The sequence below is a fragment of the Pseudomonas sp. TSRC2-2 genome (assembly GCF_049897785.1).
Taxonomy (GTDB): domain Bacteria; phylum Pseudomonadota; class Gammaproteobacteria; order Pseudomonadales; family Pseudomonadaceae; genus Aquipseudomonas.
On sequence record NZ_JAFCWZ010000005.1, the window covers coordinates 22,534 to 43,247 of the forward strand.

Genomic DNA, 20,714 nt, shown 5'->3' on the forward strand with positions numbered 1-20,714 from the left:
AATCAATGAAAATGCCTGCAACGTCACTGGAAAAGTGTCGGCCCTCGGTTAACATGCGCGCCAACTCCTCTCTCTACAGGCTGCGTCGTGCTTTCTGGCTCTTCTCCCCCGCGCTCGCCCCTGCTACTGGCGCTGCTGTTCAGCCCGCTGGTGGTGGCGGACGACCTGTTCGTCGACAGCCAGACGTTGCCGCAAGTGCTTACGGCCACGCGCCTGAAACAGACGCCGGCGGAAGTGCCCGGGAGCATGACCGTCCTCGACAGTGAATTGATCAGCGCCAGCGGTGCTCGCGACTTCAACGAACTGTTGCGGCTGGTGCCGGGGATGATGGTCGGCAACATCAACGGCAATCAGCCAGCCGTGAATTACCACGGCACCAACGCCAGCGAAGCACGACGCATGCAAGTTTTGATCGATGGCCGCTCGGTGTACCGCGCAGGTCTGGCCACAGTGGACTGGAGCGATATTCCAGTGGCCATGGAAGATATCGACCGGGTCGAGGTATTTCGTGGCCCGAACACCGTCAGTTACGGTGCCAACGCGCTGATGGCGGTGATCAACATCATCACTCGTCACCCGGCCGACAGCCACGGCACGCGCTTGAAAATCACCCGAGGCCAGCGTGGCATCAACGACTTTTATGCCAGCCAGGGCACCGGTTGGGATGGCGGTGATTTGCGCCTGTCGCTATCCGGCCAGGAAGACGACGGTTTCGACAGCGACCGCAACGGCGCCGATTATCGCGACAGTCGGCGCTTGAATCGTCTGAGTCTGGCAGTCAGCCACAACCTCGACGAAGGGCAGAGTCTCGACTGGCAGCTTAACGCCAAGGACGGCAGCAATCAGCGGCCTTACACCTACCGCCCAGTATTCTCGGGGATTACCGACGCAGGGAACAATTCCGACGTGGTAGCCAAGGATTACGCCGGTTCGGTGCGCTGGAATCTCGATATCAACCCCGAACACAGCCTTTATGTACAAGGCTCGGCACAGCACTGGGATCGCCAGCAAGTCTGGCGCGCCTGCGATGCCGAGGTGTCGTTCAGCCCTGAGCTGACGCAGCTGTGGCAGCTCGACCCGAATTACACCGAGCGGCTGGCGCGCAACATCAACCAGTTCACCGGGCCCGGCGCGGCGCCCGGCACGCCACAGCAAATGGCGCTGGCCAATCAGGTGCTCGAGCAATGGCGTAACGGCGCCAGCCAGACCTTGTGCGGCGATATCGACCAGAGCGCCCGCGAGTCGCGCTACGACCTCGAATTGCAGGACACCCTCAGCCTGTCCGACGACCTGCGTCTGGTCAGCGGCCTGAACTACCGTTACGACCGCGCCGATTCGCAGACCTACTTCAACGGCACCCTCGACGACACCACTTGGCGCGCGTTCGGCCAACTTGAATGGCGCGCTACCGAGCACTGGCTGGTGCAGGGCGGTGCGATGTTCGAAGACACGCAATTGATCGGCAGTTCGCTGACCCCGCGCTTCGCAGTCAACTACCTGATCAACCCGCGTCACGGCCTGCGTGCGGTGTACTCGGAGGCGATCCGCTCGCCGGACATGTTCGAGAACAACGTCAACTGGAGCTATCAAGTCAGCAACCTGCGGCCCTCGGCCTACGGCCAGTCGTCGGCGCGTTATTTCGTCAAGACCCGTGGCCCCGGCGATCTCGACCAGGAGCACATGCGTTCGCGCGAGTTGGGCTACAACGGCTACTTCGCCGAACTCGGTCTGGCGGTGGACGTAAAGCTGTTCTACGACGAAATCACCGGAATGATCAGCGAGCCGCTGCGCAACAACCAATACATCGCCAGCAACGCCAACCGCTCGCGCTTTCGCGGCACTGAAACGCAACTTGACTGGCGCCTCAGCAGCGCCGACCGTTTGCGCTTCACTTATGCCTTCGTCGATGCCGAGGCGAGCAATCCGCTGGATCAGCAATTCACCTCACGCAACAGCGGCTCGGCCGGATGGCTGCGCAACTGGGGGCATGGCTGGAACAGCGCCCTCTTCTATTACGGCGACAACGCGCTCAATGGCTATCGCTTCGAACGCGTCGACACGCGCATCGCCAAACGCATCCCCATCGGCAAAGCTCAGTTGCAATTGGCAGGCGTGCTGCAACAGCGCCTCGACCATCAGCCAAACACCTTCGTCGACAACAATTACGACGAACGCCGAGTGATGTATTTCAGTGCCGAGCTGGAGTTCTAGGATGCGCAACGGCCCGTCACGGAAGACGCCAACCCTTGGCCACTGGCTGGCCGGGCTCTGCCTGTTTTTGACCGCGTGGCTGCACGGCGTCGCGGTGCAGGCGGCCGATATTCTGTTGACCGGCGCCGAGGAAAGCCCCGGCGTGCAGGCTTTTGTTCAAGCATTGAGTGAATTGCGCCCGACCGACAACGTGCGCTTTCAGCCGCTGGCCAGCCTGCCCGCACCTGGCAAACTGCCGACCAGCCTGCGCCTGATCCTGCTCGATCTGCCGAGTCTCGACTGGCGCCTGCAGGACTCGCAAGGCCCCTCGACGCTGGTGCTGCGCATCAGCCGCTTGCAGGCGCGCCAGCGTTTCGCCGATGCCCAGCCGGCGCGCTTGAGTCTGCTCTGGAGCGATCCGCCGCTGGGCCGGCAATTGCAATTGATCCGGCGAATCCTGCCGCAGGCCCGGCGCGTCGGCGTCCTGTTCGATGAGCACGGCGAATTCCTTCTCAACGAATTACGCGTGGCTGCGCGGCCCTTGAATCTGGAGATTGTCAGCCAGCGCTGGGACAACACCCACGACAGCCGTCCGTTACACGCTGTGCTGAAAAACAGCGACGTATTGCTCGGCCTCGACGATCCCGATCTGTACAACTCGCAAACGGCGAAAAACCTCTTGCTCAGCAGCTACGCGCGGCAGGTTGCGCTGATCGGCCCGACCATTGCATTCGTTCGCGCGGGCAGCCTCGCCAGCACCTACAGCGACCAGCGTGACTGGCTGGCGATCCTCGACCATTTGCTCGACCAGCCGACCAGCGCATGGCCGCGAACGCTTTATCCCGCGCGTTTCAAAGTTTCAAGTAATGCGCAGGTGGCTCGTTCACTGGGCATCGAACCGCTGAATGAAGCATCTGTCGCCACTGCCTTGGCCGAAGGAGAGCGCCGCCCATGAATTTCCGTCGCCGTTGGGACATCAACACCCGCACACAACTGATCAGCCTCGGGCCGGCGCTGTTGCTGACACTGCTGTTGATCAGTTTCTTTACCTTCGTGCGTATCCAGGATTTGCGTCAGGAGCTGAACCACACCGGTCAGTTGATCGCCAACCAACTCGCCCCCGCCACGGAATACGGGGTGATTTCCGGCAACAACGAAGTGCTGGAAAGCCTGCTCAAGGCGACACTGGCCACCCCCAATGTGCGCTTTCTCGAAGTGCAGGACAGCGCCAACCGGATTCTGGTGTACGTCGAACAACCGGCCGATAGCCACAGCCGCCCGCATCAGGTCGAAGTGTTCCAGGCGCCGGTGCGTTTGCAGCGTATCGCCTTGCACAATGATTTTTTCCAGGACGGCAAAGTCAGCAACGGCGCCGCGGGCGAGGATTATCTGGGGCGGGTGATCGTCGGGTTGTCCAATGACGCTTTCAGTCAGCGCCAGCAGGAAATCCTGTTCAAGGCCGCAATCCTCGCGCTGTTTGCTCTGCTCTTCACGTTCGTCGTGGCGCGGCGCCTGGCCGGCAGTCTGTCTCAACCGATCCGCGACATCGGCGACGCGGTCAAGGCCATTCAGGAAGGCGACTACAAGACGCCGCTGCCGATTGTCGATGACACCGAACTGGGCGCGCTGTCGCAGCACATCAACAACCTCGCCCACGCGCTCGAACAGGCCAGTCGCGAACAGCAACAGGCGATGGCGCAACTGATCCAGACCCGCGAAGAGGCAGAAAAAGCCAACAACGCCAAATCGGATTTCCTGGCGATGATGAGTCATGAACTGCGCACGCCCATGAACGGCGTCCTGGGCATGCTGCAGTTACTCGAAACCACCGAGATGACCGATGAGCAGATCGAATATGCAGCACTCGCTTCAGAGTCGACCGAGCACTTGCTCAAGGTCATCAATGACATTCTCGACTTTTCGCGGATCGAGCGTTCGGAGCTGGAGCTTGAGCACATTCCGTTCAACCTCGCCGAGCTGATCGGCGCCTGCGCGCAGTCGTTCCAGCACAGCGCGGCGCAGCGTGGCCTGGCGCTGAGTCTGCGCATCCCCGACGACATGCGCGGTTTGCAGGTCCAAGGTGATCCGACGCGGATCCGGCAGATTCTGGTCAATCTGGTTGGCAATGCCTTGAAGTTCACCGAGCAGGGCCGTGTCAGTATCGAGGCGCAGTGGCAATCGCTGGATCACGAACTGCTGTGGTTCACCTGCTCGGTGCGGGACAGCGGTATCGGCATTTCCTCGCAAAGTCTGGAGCTGATGTTCAATGCCTTCCAGCAGGCCGACAGCTCGATCTCCCGCCGCTATGGTGGCACCGGTCTGGGTCTGCCGATCGCGCGGACGCTGGCCGAACGCATGGGCGGCACGTTGCGCGCGCAGAGCGAAGAAGGTCGCGGCTCGGTATTTACGCTGGAAATTCCACTGGCGCTATATAAGCAGGCAATGCCACCGCTGGTCGCGCCGCGTGCGCTGAACGGCAGTGGCCAGGGCGAAGGACGGCATGTGTTGCTGGTCGAAGACAATCCGGTCAACCAGACCGTGATTGAAGCGATGCTGCGCAGCCTCGGTTTTGCCGTGAGTGTGGCGACCGATGGTGCGCAAGCGGTGCGCTGTGCCCAGGGCGGTGAATTCGAAGTAATTCTGATGGATTGCCGGCTGCCGATCATCGACGGCTACGAGGCCACGCGGCAGATTCGCGACCTGCCCGGACGCCGCGATGTGCCGATCATTGCGCTCACCGCCAATGCCTTGCAGGGCGATCGCGAAACCTGTCTGGCAGCGGGTATGAACGATTACCTGGCCAAGCCGTTCAAACGCAATGACCTTCAGCAGATTTTGCAGCGCTGGGTGTCGTAGTGTGGGCCTTTCGACCATCTGCGACTGGCGTGAAAAGCGAAAGTGCGGCAGTCTTAGGCACCCGAACGAGCCCCAAAAGGGGCTTGATTAAAAATTTCAGTGCACAAGTGTACATTCATGTCCTTGGTGCTGTGACTTTCACCACAACGCAATAGTCTATGAGTAGGCTGCCGGTTCGAGGCATGAACGCTTTGAACGGTCGGGAAGATCTGCCCCACCTGCCGCATGGGATTATTGAGGAGCTCGCATGACCAAACAAAACGCCTTTACTCGGGAAGACCTGCTGCGCTGCAGTCGCGGTGAGCTGTTCGGCCCAGGTAACGCGCAACTGCCCGCCCCGAACATGCTGATGGTGGATCGCATCACCCATATCAGCGAAGAAGGCGGCAAGTACGGCAAAGGTGAATTGGTCGCCGAGCTGGATATCAACCCTGACCTGTGGTTCTTCGCCTGCCATTTCGAAGGCGATCCGGTGATGCCGGGCTGCCTGGGTCTGGATGCCATGTGGCAACTGGTCGGTTTTTTCCTGGGCTGGCAAGGCCTGCCGGGCCGCGGTCGTGCGCTGGGTTCGGGCGAGGTGAAATTCTTCGGTCAGGTGCTGCCGACCGCCAAGAAAGTCACTTACAACATTCATATCAAACGCGTCCTCAAGGGCAAGCTGAACATGGCCATCGCCGATGGTTCGGTCAGCGTCGACGGACGCGAAATCTACACCGCCGAAGGCCTGCGCGTCGGCGTGTTCACCTCCACTGACAACTTCTAAGGGTTATTCGCATGCGCCGCGTCGTTATCACTGGTCTGGGCATCGTTTCGTGCCTGGGCAATGACAAAGAGACCGTCTCCGCTAACCTGCGTGCAAGCCGCCCTGGCATCCGGTTCAACCCGGAATATGCTGAAATGGGTCTGCGTAGCCAGGTTTCCGGCTCCATCGACCTCAACCTTGAAGAGCTGATCGATCGCAAGATCTATCGCTTCGTCGGCCATGCAGCGGCTTACGCCTACCTGGCCATGAAAGACGCCATCACTGACTCCGGCCTGACCGAAGAGCAGGTGTCCAACCCGCGCACCGGCCTGATCGCCGGTTCCGGTGGCGCATCGACCTTGAACCAGATGGAAGCGCTGGACATCCTGCGCGAGAAAGGCGTGAAGCGCGTCGGCCCGTACCGCGTCACGCGGACCATGAGCAGCACCGTTTCCGCCTGCCTGGCCACGCCGTTCAAGATCAAGGGCCTGAACTATTCCATCGCTTCTGCCTGCGCCACCAGTGCTCACTGCATTGGTACCGCCATGGAACAGATCCAGATGGGCAAACAGGACATCGTCTTCGCCGGTGGCGGTGAAGAAGAGCACTGGAGCCAGTCGTTCCTGTTCGACGCGATGGGCGCCCTGTCCAGCAAGCGCAATGACACTCCGGAACAAGCTTCCCGCGCCTACGACAAGGACCGCGACGGTTTCGTCATCGCTGGCGGCGGCGGCATGGTTGTCGTCGAAGAGCTGGAACATGCTTTGGCCCGCGGCGCGAAGATCTACGCCGAGATCGTTGGCTATGGCGCAACGTCCGACGGCTACGACATGGTTGCCCCGAGCGGCGAAGGCGCGATCCGCTGCATGCAGCAGGCGCTGTCCACCGTCGACACCCCGATCGACTACCTGAACACCCACGGCACTTCGACTCCGGTCGGCGACGTCGCGGAAATGAAAGGCGTGCGTGAAGTGTTTGGCGACAAGGCTCCAGCGATCAGCTCGACCAAGAGCCTGTCCGGTCACTCCCTGGGCGCCGCCGGCGTGCACGAAGCGATCTACTGCATGCTGATGATGGAAGGCAACTTCATCGCCGGCTCCGCCAACATCGACGAGCTCGATCCGGAAGTGGCCGATCTGCCGGTGCTGACCAAGACCCGCGAGAACGCCACCATCAACACCGTGATGAGCAACAGCTTCGGCTTCGGCGGCACCAACGCCACGCTGGTGCTGAAGCGCTGGGAAGGCAAGTAATTCCCCGCTGCTGAGCCACACATGAAAACGCCCCGACTGGTTCGGGGCGTTTTTTTGTCTGAAGAAAATAGCCAGAACACCGTTGATCCCTGTACTGATCGTTCCCACGCTCTGCGTGGGAATGCAGCCCGTGACGCTCCGCGTCACTGGACGCGGAGCGTCCCTTGAGGCATTCCCACGCGGAGCATGGGAACGATCAATTCGGGGTGTCTGAAGATGAAACGTTTGTCATGAAACCAAACGCCCTGCGACCGAATGTCGCGGTTTACGCGGCCTGCAGCACTGTTGCGAAAACCGCAACAACACCCTGCGCCAATCGGCGGTTTACTTAGCTGGCTAACAAAATCTATAACAGAGTCCTGCACACGCCTTGGTGCAGATAACCTGAGATTTGGAGCTAGCAGATGACTGTAAAAGTAACTGAACGCGACGATTCACACATGTCCCACGAAGGCCTGGCCGCCGGCATCCGTATCTGGGATGTGCATCAACAAGACTTGCTGGTCGGCATGTTCCACAACGAAACAGATGCGCACAACTACAAGGCCGAACTGGAAGTGCAGGAACAGCAACGAGAGCTGAAGTCCGCCTGAGGCAACCACAGCATTGAAAACGACAAACCCCGCCATGAGCGGGGTTCGTCGTTGTTACAGCCTTGGATTTACCACATCAGATCGTCAGGGATCTGGTACGCCGCGTACGGATCGTCCTCGGCGTTGACCTCTTCGGTCTGCACGTTGAGCTGGACGATACGCTGCGGGTCGCGTTCCTGGATCTTCAGCGCCGCTTCACGGGGAATCACTTCATAGCCGCCATTGTGGTGGACGATCGCCAGCGAACCGCTGCTGAGCTTGTTGCGCATCAGCGTGTTGACCGAGATACGCTTGACCTTCTTGTCGTCGACAAAGTTGTAGTAGTCCTCGGTGGTCAGCTTGGGCAGACGCGAGACTTCGATCAACTGCTTGACCTGCGCGGCACGGGCCTTGGCCTCGGCTTTCTCCTGCTGCTGGCGGTTCAGCTCCTGGTCGCGCTTGACCTTCTCGGCCATGGCTTCCTGGGCGGCGCGCTGCTGCGAATCGTCCAGCTCGGCCTGGCCTTTGTGGGCGAGACGCTGCTGCTTTTGCTTGTCTTTGCTGACCTGTTTGGCCTGCTTTTGGTTGACCAGGCCTGCTTTGAGCAACTGGTCGCGAAGGGAAAGGCTCATCAATGCTTACTCACTTGGGCAACGGCTCAGCCGCAGCTGGGCTCATTCTTTTCCTGGCGTTTGGCTTCGCCCCACAGGGCGTCCAACTCTTCGAGGGTGCAATCTTCCATGGGACGGTGGGTCTCGCGCAATGCCTGTTCGATAAAACGGAAACGTCTCTCAAACTTGCCGTTGGCGCCGCGCAGGGCGGTTTCCGGATCGACCTTCAGGTGCCGGGCCAGATTGACCACGGAAAACAGCAGGTCGCCGATCTCGTCCGCCACCGCCACCGGATCGTTTTCGGACATGGCTTCGAGCACTTCATCGAGCTCTTCACGCACCTTGTCGAGCACCGGCAAAGCGTCCGGCCAGTCGAAACCGACCTGCCCGGCGCGCTTCTGCAACTTCGCCGAACGCGATAGCGCCGGCAACGTCGCCGGCACATCGTCGAGGAGGGACAACTGCTCGGGCGCGGCGGATTTCTCGGCGCGCTCCTGGGCCTTGATCTCTTCCCAGCGTTGCTTGACCTGCTCTTCGCTCAAGCGCGGCACGTCGAGCGGCGCGTACAGGTCGCCGGTGGGGAAGACGTGCGGATGGCGGCGGATCAGTTTGCGCGTGATGCTGTCGATCACCCCGGCAAATTCGAACCGCCCTTCTTCCTTGGCCAACTGGCTGTAATACACCACTTGAAACAACAGATCGCCCAACTCGCCCTGCAAATGATCAAGATCGCCACGCTCGATGGCATCCGCCACTTCATAGGCTTCTTCGAGGGTATGCGGGACGATGGTCGCGTAGGTTTGCTTGATGTCCCACGGGCAACCGAACTGCGGATCGCGCAGGCGGGACATCAGGTGGAGCAGGTCTTGGAGGGTGTACATAAAGGCCTCTATATACCCCTGTAGGAGCTGCCGAAGGCCGCGATCTTTTGATCTTGAAAAACCAAAGTCAAAAGATCGCAGCCTTCGGCAGCTCCTACAGGAGATCGCATCACGGAGTTCGGTTACGCCGCGTTTCGATGATGTTCGGCAATTGCGAAATCCGCCCCAGCAGCCGCCCGAGCGCATCCAGACCGGGAATCTCGATGGTCAGCGACATGAGCGCGGTGTTGTCTTCCTTGTTCGAGCGGGTGTTCACCGCCAGCACGTTGATGCGTTCGTTGAGCAGCACCTGCGAGACGTCACGCAGCAGCCCGGAACGGTCGTAGGCGCGGATGATGATGTCCACCGGATAGGTGAGCACCGGCACCGGCCCCCAACTGACCTGAATGATCCGCTCCGGCTCGCGCCCGCCCAGTTGCAGCACCGAGGCGCAGTCCTGACGGTGGATGCTCACGCCACGGCCCTGGGTGATGTAACCAACGATCGCATCGCCCGGCAGTGGCTGGCAGCAGCCGGCCATCTGCGTCATCAGGTTGCCGACGCCCTGGATCTGGATATCGCCGCGCTTGCCCGGTTTATAGCCGGTAGCTTTGCGCGGGATCAGTTCCAGCTGCTCGTTGCCGCGCTCCGGCTCGACCAGTTGCTGTGCGAGGTTGACCAGATGCGCCTGACGCAGGTCGCCGGCACCGAGGGCGGCGAACATGTCTTCGGCGGTTTTCATGTTGGCCTTTTCGGCCAGCTTGTCGAAATCCACCGCCGGCAGGCCGAGGCGATTGAGTTCGCGCTCGATCAGGGTTTTACCGGCCGCAACGTTCTGATCGCGAGCCTGCAACTTGAACCAGTGCACGATCTTCGCCCGTGCTCGCGAGGTGGTCACGTAACCGAGGTTGGGGTTCAGCCAGTCGCGGCTTGGCGTGCCCTGCTTGCTGGTGATGATTTCGACCTGTTCGCCGGTTTGCAGGCTGTAGTTCAGCGGCACGATACGGCCGTTGATCTTCGCGCCTCGGCAGTTGTGGCCGATTTCGGTGTGTACCCGATAAGCGAAATCCAGCGGTGTCGCGCCTTTCGGCAAATCGATGGCGTGACCGTCGGGCGTGAAGATGTAAACCCGATCGGGCTCGATGTCGACGCGCAACTGCTCAGCCAGACCGCCGATGTCACCGAGTTCTTCGTGCCATTCGAGGACCTGACGCAGCCAGGAGATTTTCTCTTCGTAATGGTTCGAGCCGGATTTGACGTCGGTACCCTTGTAACGCCAGTGCGCACAGACGCCGAGTTCGGCTTCTTCGTGCATCGAATGGGTGCGGATCTGGACTTCGAGAACCTTGCCCTCCGGGCCGATCACCGCGGTGTGCAGCGAGCGGTAGCCGTTCTCTTTCGGGTTGGCGATGTAGTCGTCGAATTCTTTCGGGATGTGCCGCCACAGGGTATGGACGATGCCGAGCGCGGTGTAGCAATCGCGCATTTCGGGTACCAGCACACGCACGGCGCGCACGTCGTAGATCTGGCTGAATTCCAGACCCTTGCGCTGCATTTTGCGCCAGATCGAATAGATGTGTTTGGCCCGGCCGCTGATGTCGGCATCGACGCCGGTAGCCTGCAGTTCGTCCTTGAGCTGGGTCATCACGTCGCTGATGAAGCGCTCGCGATCCAGCCGCCGCTCGTGGAGCAACTTGGCGATCTGCTTGTATTGATCGGGTTCGAGATAGCGGAAGGACAAGTCCTCCAGCTCCCATTTGATATGGCCGATGCCGAGGCGATGCGCCAGCGGCGCATAGATGTCGAAGACTTCGCGGGCGACGCGGTTGCGCTTTTCATCGTCGGCGGTTTTCACCGCACGGATGGCGCAGGTGCGTTCGGCGAGTTTGATCAGCGCGACGCGAACGTCGTCGACCATGGCAACGAGCATCTTGCGCAGGTTCTCGACCTGCCCTTGCGTGCCCATGACCATTGACTGGCGCGGGCTGAGGCTGGCGCTGATCGCCGCCATGCGCTGCACGCCGTCGATCAGCTTGGCCACCACCGGGCCGAAGCGCTGGCCGACTGCCGCCAGTTCGATCTGGCCCTCGCGCACGCCGCGATACAAAACGGCGGCGACCAGTGAATCCTGATCGAGCTTGAGGTCGGCGAGGATCTCGGCGATTTCCAGCCCGGTGCTGAAACTTCCGGAGCCTTCGGCCCACAGATTCTTCTTCGCGTTGGACTGTTGTTCGGCCTCGCGAGCGAACTCGCAGGCTTCTTTCAAGGCCTCGCGATCCAGTGCCAGATCGACACTGACCGCGTGATCGAGCCAGGCCTCGAGATTGATACTGCCGTCGGTGTTGATCGGCTGGTGTGCTCTCACCTGTACCATGCTGCTTTACCTTCCCTACGACGCAGATTCAATGCGTCAAATCGCTGATCCTCAGTGTCCGTTCGCGCTCGCGGGGCTCAGGCGAGCGCTGCGCGGACAGATCAGACGGATTCAGACGAGCCGTCCTGGCTCGCTTCAAATAACGCCATGGCCTCGACATGTGCCGTCTGAGGAAACATATCGAGAATCCCGGCACGTTTTAACCGGTAGCCCTGCTTGATCAATTCCTGCGTGTCGCGCGCCAGCGTGGCCGGGTTGCACGACACATACACCAACCGCTTGGCACCCAGGGTCGCGAGCTTGCGCACCACCTCGAAAGCACCGTCACGCGGTGGGTCCAAGAGTACCGCAGAAAAGCCGTTTCCGATCCACTGGGCATCGGTCAAAGGCTGGGATAAATCGGCTTGAAAAAACTTTGTGTTATGCAAATTGTTACTGATGGCGTTGGCAGCGGCCCGCTCGACCATCGTCTGCACACCCTCCACCGCCACCACTTCGCCCACGCTTTTGGCCAGCGGTAGCGCGAAGTTGCCCAGCCCGCAAAACAGATCGAGCACGCGTTCATCCGCCCTCGGCTTCAGCCAGTCCAGCGCCTGCGCGATCATCGCTTCGTTGACCCCGGCGTTGACCTGAACGAAGTCTCCCGGCCGATAAGCCAGCTCGAGACCCCACTGTTCCAGGCGATAACCGAGGCTCTGACCGGCCTCGACCGGTTGCGGTTCACCTTCGCCATGCAGCCACAACTGCGCCTCATGGAACTGGCAAAATTCCTTGAGTATCGCCAGGTCCGCTTCGGACAACGGCGCCATGTGCCGCAGCAATACCGCCAGTGACGAACCGCTGAACAACTCGACATGGCCCAGCGCCTGCGGCTTGCTCAGGCGCCGCAGCATCTGCGGCAAACGGCTCATGATCGGTTGCAAGGGCTGTACCAGCACCGGGCATTCGCTGATCGCGACGATGTCCTGACTGCCGGCGGCGCGAAAACCGACTTCAAGTTGTTTCGCTTTCATGTCCCAGCGCACGGCGATGCGCGCGCGACGACGGTAGCCGAATTCCGGACCGGTCAGCGGCGCTGCCCACGCTTCAGGTTCGACACCGGCTACCCGCGACAATTGCTCGGCGAGCATGCGCTGTTTGAGGGCGAGCTGTTCGGCGTGGGGCAAGTGCTGAACGCTGCAACCGCCACAACGGCCGAAGTGCGCGCACGCAGCCGGACGACGCAGCTCGCTGGCAGTGAATACCCGTTCGGTACGCGCTTCGACCACTTTGCCGTGGGCGCCAAGCACCCGCGCTTCGACCTCCTCACCGGCAAGGGCACCGAGGACGAACCAGGTTTTGCCTTCGAAGAACGCGATACCGCGACCGTCATTGGCCAGGCGCTCGATGCTCAAGCGCTGCTTTTTACCGGTCGGAATTTGCGCTGCCTTGCTGCCGCCGGTGGGCTGGAAGCGCAGGCCTCTCTCGTGTTTGGCCATCAGTTCGGCGCGTCGAAAATGCCGGTCGACAGATAACGGTCGCCACGGTCGCAGATGATCGCGACGATCACCGCGTTTTCAACTTCTCGGGACAGGCGCAGCATCGCTGCCACCGCACCGCCCGAGGACACGCCGCAAAAGATGCCTTCTTCGCGGGCCAGGCGACGGGTGACGTCTTCGGCCTCGCTTTGCGCCATGTCGACGATGCGGTCGACGCGGTCGGCCTGATAGATCTTCGGCAGGTATTCCTGCGGCCAGCGGCGGATGCCGGGAATGGCCGAGCCTTCCATCGGTTGCAGACCGACGATCTGCACGCTGTCGCTCTGCTCTTTCAAGTATCGCGAAACGCCCATGATGGTGCCGGTAGTGCCCATCGAACTGACGAAATGGGTGATGCTGCCCTGGGTCTGGCGCCAGATTTCCGGACCGGTGGTGGTGTAGTGCGCTTCCGGGTTGTCGCCATTGGCGAACTGATCGAGCACCTTGCCACGGCCTTCGGCTTCCATGCGCTGCGCCAGATCGCGGGCGCCTTCCATGCCCTCTTCCTGAGTGACCAGAATCAGCTCGGCGCCATACGCGGTCATCGCCGCCTTGCGCTCGGCGCTGGAATTGTCCGGCATGATGAGGATCATCTTGTAACCCTTGATCGCGGCAGCCATGGCCAGGGCGATCCCCGTGTTGCCGGAGGTCGCCTCGATCAGCGTATCGCCGGGATTGATCTGCCCGCGCAGCTCGGCGCGGGTAATCATCGACAGCGCCGGCCGGTCCTTGACCGAACCCGCCGGGTTGTTCCCTTCGAGCTTGAGCAAAAGGGTGTTGCTGGTGGCGCCGGGCAGGCGCTGCAAACGCACCAGCGGCGTGTTGCCGACGCAATCGGCGATGGTTGGGTACTGCAGGGTCATGGCGTATTCGCAATCCAGACGTGCGGGGGCGCCTATCATACCGGCAAACCCGCGCAGGCAATATCACGCAAAGTGCGGGGCTTATGGTTTATAGGAATAAGCGAATAAAAGTCGCGCCAGTGGTGCGACTTTTATTTGCGCAACACTCAGTTCTCGTGGTGCTGCTTGGAATTCGCGAGCAGGCTCGCTCCCACAGGATTTAGTGTCAGCAGTGATGACACTATTAACGGTAGATCACACAGCCTGCGGCGAACCGAGCTCCATTGTGGGAGCAAGCCTGCTCGCGAAGGCGTCCGCATGGGCAACACCATCATCCGCCAACAAGCGCAAATTCAACCGCAACCCCGCCCCGGCATTCTCGGCCCAGAGCAACCCGCCCTGACGTTGCACCGCGTTGCGCGCAATGCTCAACCCCAGGCCAAAGCCACCATCACCGGGCCTTGACCCGTCCAATCGAATGAACGGCGAAAAGATCCGCTGCAGATCTTCGTCAGCCACGCCGCCGCCCTCATCCTCCAGCCACAAATGCCAATACTCGCCATCGCGCCGTCCATCGAGACGCACAATCCCGCCCTCGGGCGAGTGACGAATGGCATTGCGCAGGGTGTTTTCCAGCGCTTGCGCCAAGGTATTGAGGTTGCCGCGCACCCAGCACGATGCCTCGACCGTGCACTGCAATTGCAGACTCGGCCAGCCGCTTTCATAACAGGCATTGTCGGTGAGCATTTCCCACAGTGCCTGAATCTGGATGGCTTCATCCGGCAATGGCGAGCGGTCGGTGTCGAGCCAGGCCAGTTGCAGGGTGTCTTCGACCAAGCGCTGCATGCCGTCGACTTCGCGACCCATGCGTTCGCGCAACTGCGCCAGGCTCTGTTCGCTGTCACTGGCCACGCGCAGGCGGCTCAGCGGTGTGCGCAGTTCGTGGGACAGGTCGCGCAACAACTGCTGCTGCAGGGCAACGGTGGTCTGCAAGCGCTCGGACATGGAATCGAAGGCCCGCGCCAGCTCACCGAGTTCGTCGGGGCGCTGGGTCATGCCGCTCGACAGGCGCACATTCAATTGGTCGGCGCGCCAGGCGTTGGCCTGTTCGCGCAGGTTGTTCAGCGGCACCACCAGCAGGCGATACAGGCCGACGCAAAGCAACAGGGTGAACAGCCCGGGAATGACGCCGTTGGTGATCACTCGCCAGAACACTCGGTACTTGCCCGGGACAAAGCGCTCGGGCAACTCGATGACGAGGATGCCGGCGGTCGGGTCATGGGGAAAGGGTACCCGCAGCCACGGCCGGCCCTTCTTGTGGATCGGCCAGTCGAGGCCGCGCAGGAAAGTCAGGTGTTGCACCTGCGCAGCGTTCAGCGGCTGGCTGCTCAGCGATTGCAGATCAGCGCCGATCACCCCGACCCAACTGGCCTCGCGTAATTGCATGCTCTGCAACCAGTCATCGACACCGTTGCGCCCGCCACGCTGCCACGCCTGTTCGGCCTGTGCGGCATATCGGTTGAGAGTGCTGCGCGCTTCGCTGGAGAGAAACTGGTTGCGCTCCTCCATGTAACGGCCCCACGACCAGCTCAGCCAGATCATCAGCAGACAGAACGCCACCAGCAGGCAGGCCAGTTTCCAGAACAGCGAATGCCGCCCCGGCAGCTCAGACAGCTTCATCAGCGGCGCTCAAGACATAGCCCTTGCCCCACACCGTGCGCACTTCGCGTTCGGTGTAACCGATGGCTTTGAGTTTGCGGCGGATCTGGCTGATGTGCATGTCGAGGCTGCGGTCGTGCGCCGCAAAGCCGCGTTGCAGGACGTGCTGATAAAGGAAGGCTTTGCTCAACACTTCTTCGTGGTTGCGGTGCAGGGTTTCCAGCAGACGGAATTCGCTGCGGGTCAGACCGGCCGCTTGCTCGCGCACGAACACGTCGCAGTGTTCGTCATCGAAACGCAGGCTGCCGCTGACCACCGCAGCGGTAACCGCAGGTGGGCGCTGATCAAGCGCCACCCGACGCAGGATCGCTTCGATGCGCACGTGCAACTCGGCCATGCTGAACGGCTTGGGCAAATAATCATCGGCACCGAGGCGGAAACCGCTGATGCGATCGGCCTCGGCGCCCAGTGCCGACATCAGCAACACCGGCGTCGAGTGGCTCTGGCGCAGTTGCGTCAACAGCTTCAGGCCATCGAGCCCCGGCAGCAGAATGTCCATCAGCACCACGTCGAAAGGCTGGCGCCGGGCAATGTTCAGGCCTTCCTGGCCGTTCTGGCACCAGGTCACCTGAAAACCGCTGCGGCCCAGATGCTCGTGCACATAAGCGCCGAGGACCGGATCGTCTTCAATGGAAAGGATGCGTGGCTGGCCAGCGGAAACAGGAGTCATGAGTATCTGCAAGTAATTCTCAGTTGGCGGATTATTCAAGATTGTCCGACAGCGGGCAACACAAGCTTCGCCCCTCGGACGAACGCGTGCATGAGCGGCACTGCATTTTCCGCAAGATTGCCCGCCTGCAAATCGCTACACTGCGCCCATGTCGCGTGCCGGATGCACGCATGAGTCAACAGATCAGCGGGATGCGGGAGAAAGGCGTGCTCAAGAAACTGGGAATCAAAGGTCGCGTGCTGTTGCTGACCTTGTTGCCGACCAGCCTGATGGCGCTGGTGCTGGGTGGCTATTTCACCTGGACACAGCAGACCGACCTGCAGAGCCAATTGTTGCAGCGCGGCGAAATGATCGCCGAGCAACTGGCGCCGCTGGTGGCGCCGGCAATGGGCCACGGCGATGCCGAGCTGCTCGAACGGGTCGCCACCCAATCCCTTGAACAACCCGACGTGCGCGCGGTGACCTTCCTCGCTCCGGACCGTTCGCCGCTGGCCCACGCCGGGCCGACCATGCTCAATCAGGCGCCAAGCGGCGACAGCGCGCTGTTGCAACGACGCAGCGGCAATGACGCAACGCGCTACCTGATGCCGGTGTTCGGCAAGCACCGCAACCTCGCCGGTGAAATCATTCCCGAGGAATCCGAACGGTTGCTCGGCTGGGTCGAACTCGAGCTGTCGCACAACGGCATGCTGCTGCGCGGTTATCGCAGCCTGTTCGCCAGCCTGCTGCTGATCGCCGCTGGCCTTGCCGGCGCCGCCCTCCTCGCGCTGCGCATGGGCCGCACCATCAACCGCCCGTTGAGCCAGATCAAACAAGCCGTCGCGCAGCTCAAGGATGGACATCTGGAAACGCGCTTGCCGCCCCTCGGCAGCCAGGAGCTGGACGAACTGGCCTCGGGCATCAACCGCATGGCCGGCACCCTGCAGAACGCCCGCGAAGAGTTGCAGCACAGCGTCGATCAAGCCACCGAAGACGTCCGGCAGAATCTGGAAACCATCGAGATCCAGAACATCGAACTGGATCTGGCGCGCAAAGAGGCGTTGGAAGCCAGCCGGATCAAATCCGAATTCCTCGCCAACATGAGCCACGAGATCCGCACGCCACTCAACGGCATTCTCGGTTTCACTCATCTACTGCAGAAAAGCGAACTGACCCCGCGCCAGCTCGACTATCTGGGCACTATCGAAAAGTCTGCCGACAGCCTGCTGGGGATCATCAACGAGATTCTCGACTTCTCGAAAATCGAGGCCGGCAAACTGGTGCTCGACCATATTCCGTTCAACCTGCGCGACCTGCTGCAGGACACCCTGACCATTCTCGCCCCGGCGGCGCACGCCAAGCAGCTCGAGCTGGTCAGCCTGGTCTATCGCGACACGCCGCTGTCGCTGGTCGGCGATCCGCTGCGTCTCAAACAGATCCTCACCAACCTGGTCAGCAATGCGATCAAGTTCACCCGCGAAGGCACCATCGTTGCCCGGGCGATGCTCGAAGACGAACACGAAGACAGCGTGCAACTGCGCATCAGTATTCAGGACACCGGCATCGGTTTGTCGAGCCAGGATGTGCGCGCGCTGTTCCAGGCCTTCAGTCAGGCCGACAATTCGCTGTCACGCCAGCCCGGCGGCACGGGTCTGGGGCTGGTGATTTCCAAGCGTCTGATTGAGCAGATGGGCGGCGAGATCGGCGTCGACAGTACCCCGGGCGAAGGCTCGGAATTCTGGATCAGCCTGAGTCTGCCGAAGACTCGCGACGATGCCGAAGACTTGCCCGCCGCGCCGCTGCTTGGGCGCCGCGTGGCGGTACTGGAAAATCACGAACTGGCGCGCCAGGCATTGCAACATCAGTTGGAAGACTGCGGGCTGGAAGTTACACCGTTCAATACCCTTGAAAGCCTGAGCAATGGCGTCACCGGCGCACATCAGACCGATCAGGCGATCGATCTGGCGGTGATCGGCATCACCAGCAACGACATGCTCCCGGAACGCCTGAACCAGCACATCTGGGATCTTGAACATCTGGGCTGCAAAGTGCTGGTGCTGTGCCCGACCACCGAACAGACGCTGTTTCACCTGTCGGTGCCCAACCCGCACAGCCAGCTTCAAGCCAAACCGGCGTGTACGCGCAAGTTGCGCCGGGCGCTGGCTGATCTGGTCAATCCGCGCCAGCCGCGCAGCGAACCGGGCGAGCCGCTGTCCAGCCGTGCGCCGCGCGTGCTGTGTGTCGACGACAACCCGGCCAATCTGTTGCTGGTGCAGACCCTGCTCGAAGACATGGGTGCCCGAGTGCTCGCGGTAGAAAGTGGTTACGCGGCGGTCAAAGCCGTGCAAACCGAATCTTTCGATCTGGTGTTGATGGACGTGCAGATGCCGGGCATGGACGGTCGCCAGACCACCGAGACCATTCGCCAGTGGGAAAGCGAACGGCACTGCACACCGCTGCCGATCGTCGCCCTCACCGCCCACGCCATGGCCAACGAAAAACGCGCACTGCTGCAAAGCGGCATGGACGATTACCTGACCAAACCGATCAGCGAGCGGCAACTGGCACAGGTGGTGTTGAAGTGGACCGGGCTGGCTCTGCGCAATCAGGCGCCGGAGCGCAGCGGCGACAGCGCGGCGAGTCAGCAGGAACTGCCGGTGCTCGATCACGAAGAAGGCTTGCGTCTGGCGGCGGGCAAGGCGGATCTGGCGGCGGACATGCTCGCCATGCTGCTGGCCTCGCTGGAGGCTGATCGCGAAGCGATCCGCGCTGCGCGTGAGAGCCACGACCAGAATGCCCTGCTCGAACGCGTGCACCGCTTGCACGGCGCAACCCGATACTGCGGGGTGCCGCAACTGCGTGCGGCCTGCCAGCGCAGCGAAACCCTGCTCAAGCAGGACGACCCGAAAGCTGCTGTCGCGCTGGATGAACTGGAGCGTTCGATCAATCGGCTCGCAGCGCAGGCGCGCATCAACGCCTGATCTACGGCAGGGTACGGCGCGCGCAAAGCGCTACAGTTGTCGCGGGCCTTTGCGGGCCGCGTCGATGTCCCAGGAGGATTCATGCGCACGATCATTTTCAGCAGCCAGACCTACGACCGCGACAGCTTCCTCGCCGCCGACTGCCCGGCCGGGCTTGAATTGCACTTTCAAGCCGCTCGGCTCAGCCTCGATACGGCGGCGTTGGCCGAACGGCACGAAGTGGTCTGCGCCTTTATCAATGACGACCTCAGCGCCCCGGTGCTGGAGCGCCTCGCGGCTGGCGGCACGCGGCTGATTGCGCTGCGCTCGGCGGGCTACAACCATGTCGACTTGCCCGCGGCGAAACGCCTCGGCCTGGCGGTGGTGCGTGTGCCCGCCTACTCGCCGCACGCCGTTGCCGAACATGCGGTGGCGCTGATTCTCGCCCTCAATCGCCGTTTGCATCGCGCCTACAACCGCACCCGTGAAGGCGATTTCAGCCTGCATGGCCTGACCGGTTTCGATCTGGTCGGCAAGACCGTCGGCATCGTCGGCACCGGGCAGATCGGCGCAACGTTCGCGAAAATCATGCACGGCTTCGGCTGTGAGCTGCTGGTCTGCGACCCGTATCCTAATCCCGAGGTGCTGGCGTTGGGCGCGCGCTATCTGAGCCTGCCGGAATTGCTCGCGCAGTCGCGGATCATCAGCCTGCATTGCCCGCTCAACGAGCAGAGCAAACACCTGATCAATCGCCAGTCACTGGCGCACATGCGGGCGGGGGCGATGCTGATCAATACCGGACGCGGTGGTCTGGTCGACACGCCGGCGCTGATCGACGCGCTGAAGGATGGTCAACTCGGGTATCTGGGGCTGGACGTTTATGAAGAAGAGGCGCAGCTGTTTTTCGAGGACCGCTCCGACCTGCCGCTGCAGGACGATGTGCTGGCGCGCCTGCTGACATTTCCCAACGTGATCATCACCGCGCATCAGGCGTTTCTGACCCGCGAGGCGCTGGGTGCGATTGCCGCGACCACGCTGCATAACATCGCGACATGGGCGGCGGGTACGCCGCAGAACCAGGTCGAGGGCTGAACTGCCTTTACTTGGGCAGCGAAGACGCCAGGATCAGCAAACCCAGCCAGCCGAAACCGAGCAGGCGTTGTTTGCTGGAGTGGCCGCGGCGCAGCAGGAACCAGACGAAAAACGCCGGTAACAGAAACACCATGATTTTCAGCCAGCCTTCCACCGGGCGGCTGCCATCTGCGTTCAGCGGTTGCTGCTCCTCGCGGGCCTGTTCTGCAGCCTGCTGACGACGGCGACGCCCTGCCGCTGCCGGCATCACTTTCGGTAACGGCTCGACCACTGGCGCCGCAACCGCTTCGGGCACTGCCTTGTTGCGTGGCAGGCTGCCGAAGGAGATCGTCGAGGTCTGCGCCGCTGCCGCAGCTGGCTGCGCCTGCATGGCGACGTGTTCGGCCATCGGGGCGCCGCAGTGAATGCACGCCAGCGCTTCGGAACTGATGCTCCGCTTGCATTCATAACATTCGATCAGCGCCATGTTCCGTTCCT

At 61.6% G+C, this 20,714-nt stretch carries 16 protein-coding genes; 8 read left to right on the plus strand and 8 right to left on the minus strand.

What is annotated here, in order from left to right; all coding sequences use genetic code 11:
• The first annotated feature begins 87 nt into the window (after nucleotides 1-87).
• The 6 genes from ACP7D9_RS11180 to ACP7D9_RS11205 all read left to right on the plus strand — a co-directional run bounded on the left by ACP7D9_RS11180 (nucleotide 88) and on the right by ACP7D9_RS11205 (nucleotide 7,634).
• A complete protein-coding gene (locus ACP7D9_RS11180) occupies nucleotides 88-2,211 on the plus strand; it encodes a TonB-dependent receptor plug domain-containing protein (RefSeq protein ID WP_426157423.1) in 2,124 nt (707 codons plus the stop codon).
• A 1-nt stretch (nucleotide 2,212) separates the two neighbouring features.
• The gene (locus tag ACP7D9_RS11185; protein WP_426157425.1) at nucleotides 2,213-3,145 is read left to right on the plus strand and encodes an ABC transporter substrate-binding protein; all 933 of its coding nucleotides are present in this window, start codon (nucleotides 2,213-2,215) and stop codon (nucleotides 3,143-3,145) included.
• Nucleotides 3,142-5,046: an ATP-binding protein gene (locus ACP7D9_RS11190; RefSeq protein ID WP_101156108.1), complete on the plus strand. Its 1,905-nt coding sequence runs from the start codon at nucleotides 3,142-3,144 to the stop codon at nucleotides 5,044-5,046. Before ACP7D9_RS11185 ends, ACP7D9_RS11190 begins: the two co-directional genes overlap by 4 nt.
• A 247-nt stretch (nucleotides 5,047-5,293) precedes the next feature.
• Nucleotides 5,294-5,809 carry a 3-hydroxyacyl-[acyl-carrier-protein] dehydratase FabA gene (gene fabA, locus ACP7D9_RS11195; RefSeq protein ID WP_024013962.1) on the plus strand — a complete coding sequence of 172 codons (516 nt, stop codon included), beginning with the start codon at nucleotides 5,294-5,296 and terminating at the stop codon, nucleotides 5,807-5,809.
• Nucleotides 5,810-5,820: 11 nt separating this feature from the next.
• Entirely contained in the window at nucleotides 5,821-7,041 is a 1,221-nt protein-coding gene (fabB, locus tag ACP7D9_RS11200) for a beta-ketoacyl-ACP synthase I (protein WP_016773647.1), read from the plus strand.
• 404 nt (nucleotides 7,042-7,445) lie between these two features.
• Entirely contained in the window at nucleotides 7,446-7,634 is a 189-nt protein-coding gene (locus ACP7D9_RS11205) for a hypothetical protein (RefSeq protein WP_101156106.1), read from the plus strand.
• Between the two features lie 68 nt (nucleotides 7,635-7,702).
• Here the strand turns inward: ACP7D9_RS11205 and ACP7D9_RS11210 are convergent, their stop codons facing one another.
• The 7 genes from ACP7D9_RS11210 to ACP7D9_RS11240 all read right to left on the minus strand — a co-directional run bounded on the left by ACP7D9_RS11210 (nucleotide 7,703) and on the right by ACP7D9_RS11240 (nucleotide 16,206).
• The gene (locus ACP7D9_RS11210; protein ID WP_016773645.1) at nucleotides 7,703-8,245 is read right to left on the minus strand and encodes a DUF2058 domain-containing protein; all 543 of its coding nucleotides are present in this window, start codon (nucleotides 8,243-8,245) and stop codon (nucleotides 7,703-7,705) included.
• Nucleotides 8,246-8,271: 26 nt separating this feature from the next.
• The gene (mazG, locus tag ACP7D9_RS11215; RefSeq protein WP_426157429.1) at nucleotides 8,272-9,105 is read right to left on the minus strand and encodes a nucleoside triphosphate pyrophosphohydrolase; all 834 of its coding nucleotides are present in this window, start codon (nucleotides 9,103-9,105) and stop codon (nucleotides 8,272-8,274) included.
• Nucleotides 9,106-9,214: 109 nt separating this feature from the next.
• On the minus strand, nucleotides 9,215-11,458 hold the full coding sequence (gene relA / locus ACP7D9_RS11220) for a GTP diphosphokinase (protein ID WP_101156100.1): 2,244 nt from the start codon (nucleotides 11,456-11,458) through the stop codon (nucleotides 9,215-9,217).
• 101 nt (nucleotides 11,459-11,559) lie between these two features.
• A complete protein-coding gene (rlmD, locus tag ACP7D9_RS11225; protein ID WP_426157431.1) occupies nucleotides 11,560-12,936 on the minus strand; it encodes a 23S rRNA (uracil(1939)-C(5))-methyltransferase RlmD in 1,377 nt (458 codons plus the stop codon).
• Nucleotides 12,936-13,838 carry a cysteine synthase CysM gene (gene cysM, locus ACP7D9_RS11230; protein WP_041479583.1) on the minus strand — a complete coding sequence of 301 codons (903 nt, stop codon included), beginning with the start codon at nucleotides 13,836-13,838 and terminating at the stop codon, nucleotides 12,936-12,938. Before cysM ends, rlmD begins: the two co-directional genes overlap by 1 nt.
• A 234-nt stretch (nucleotides 13,839-14,072) precedes the next feature.
• The gene (locus tag ACP7D9_RS11235) at nucleotides 14,073-15,497 is read right to left on the minus strand and encodes a histidine kinase sensor domain-containing protein (RefSeq protein WP_426157433.1); all 1,425 of its coding nucleotides are present in this window, start codon (nucleotides 15,495-15,497) and stop codon (nucleotides 14,073-14,075) included.
• Nucleotides 15,484-16,206 carry a response regulator transcription factor gene (locus ACP7D9_RS11240; RefSeq protein ID WP_426157435.1) on the minus strand — a complete coding sequence of 241 codons (723 nt, stop codon included), beginning with the start codon at nucleotides 16,204-16,206 and terminating at the stop codon, nucleotides 15,484-15,486. Before ACP7D9_RS11240 ends, ACP7D9_RS11235 begins: the two co-directional genes overlap by 14 nt.
• Before the next feature lie 206 nt (nucleotides 16,207-16,412).
• Here ACP7D9_RS11240 and ACP7D9_RS11245 point away from each other — a divergent pair, with 206 nt between their 5' ends.
• Together ACP7D9_RS11245 and ACP7D9_RS11250 are read left to right on the plus strand one after the other, a co-directional pair.
• Nucleotides 16,413-19,166, plus strand: coding sequence for a response regulator (locus ACP7D9_RS11245; protein ID WP_426157854.1), 2,754 nt, complete (start codon nucleotides 16,413-16,415; stop codon nucleotides 19,164-19,166).
• An 81-nt stretch (nucleotides 19,167-19,247) separates the two neighbouring features.
• Nucleotides 19,248-20,237, plus strand: coding sequence for a 2-hydroxyacid dehydrogenase (locus tag ACP7D9_RS11250; RefSeq protein WP_426157437.1), 990 nt, complete (start codon nucleotides 19,248-19,250; stop codon nucleotides 20,235-20,237).
• 7 nt (nucleotides 20,238-20,244) lie between these two features.
• On the opposite strand, the gene ACP7D9_RS11255 is transcribed toward ACP7D9_RS11250, so the two are convergent.
• Complete coding sequence (locus ACP7D9_RS11255) at nucleotides 20,245-20,703, minus strand: hypothetical protein (RefSeq protein ID WP_426157439.1); 459 nt, start codon at nucleotides 20,701-20,703, stop codon at nucleotides 20,245-20,247.
• Nucleotides 20,704-20,714: the final 11 nt, after the last annotated feature.

Coding starts and splice junctions, on each gene's coding strand:
- relA (WP_101156100.1), bottom strand. CDS start 11,458: ATGGTACAGGTGAGAGCACACCAGCCGATCAACACCGACGGCAGTATC.
- ACP7D9_RS11210 (WP_016773645.1), bottom strand. CDS start 8,245: ATGAGCCTTTCCCTTCGCGACCAGTTGCTCAAAGCAGGCCTGGTCAAC.
- ACP7D9_RS11190 (WP_101156108.1), top strand. CDS start 3,142: ATGAATTTCCGTCGCCGTTGGGACATCAACACCCGCACACAACTGATC.
- cysM (WP_041479583.1), bottom strand. CDS start 13,838: ATGACCCTGCAGTACCCAACCATCGCCGATTGCGTCGGCAACACGCCG.
- fabA (WP_024013962.1), top strand. CDS start 5,294: ATGACCAAACAAAACGCCTTTACTCGGGAAGACCTGCTGCGCTGCAGT.
- ACP7D9_RS11250 (WP_426157437.1), top strand. CDS start 19,248: ATGCGCACGATCATTTTCAGCAGCCAGACCTACGACCGCGACAGCTTC.
- ACP7D9_RS11240 (WP_426157435.1), bottom strand. CDS start 16,206: ATGACTCCTGTTTCCGCTGGCCAGCCACGCATCCTTTCCATTGAAGAC.
- rlmD (WP_426157431.1), bottom strand. CDS start 12,936: ATGGCCAAACACGAGAGAGGCCTGCGCTTCCAGCCCACCGGCGGCAGC.
- ACP7D9_RS11185 (WP_426157425.1), top strand. CDS start 2,213: ATGCGCAACGGCCCGTCACGGAAGACGCCAACCCTTGGCCACTGGCTG.
- mazG (WP_426157429.1), bottom strand. CDS start 9,105: ATGTACACCCTCCAAGACCTGCTCCACCTGATGTCCCGCCTGCGCGAT.
- ACP7D9_RS11235 (WP_426157433.1), bottom strand. CDS start 15,497: ATGAAGCTGTCTGAGCTGCCGGGGCGGCATTCGCTGTTCTGGAAACTG.
- ACP7D9_RS11255 (WP_426157439.1), bottom strand. CDS start 20,703: ATGGCGCTGATCGAATGTTATGAATGCAAGCGGAGCATCAGTTCCGAA.
- fabB (WP_016773647.1), top strand. CDS start 5,821: ATGCGCCGCGTCGTTATCACTGGTCTGGGCATCGTTTCGTGCCTGGGC.
- ACP7D9_RS11205 (WP_101156106.1), top strand. CDS start 7,446: ATGACTGTAAAAGTAACTGAACGCGACGATTCACACATGTCCCACGAA.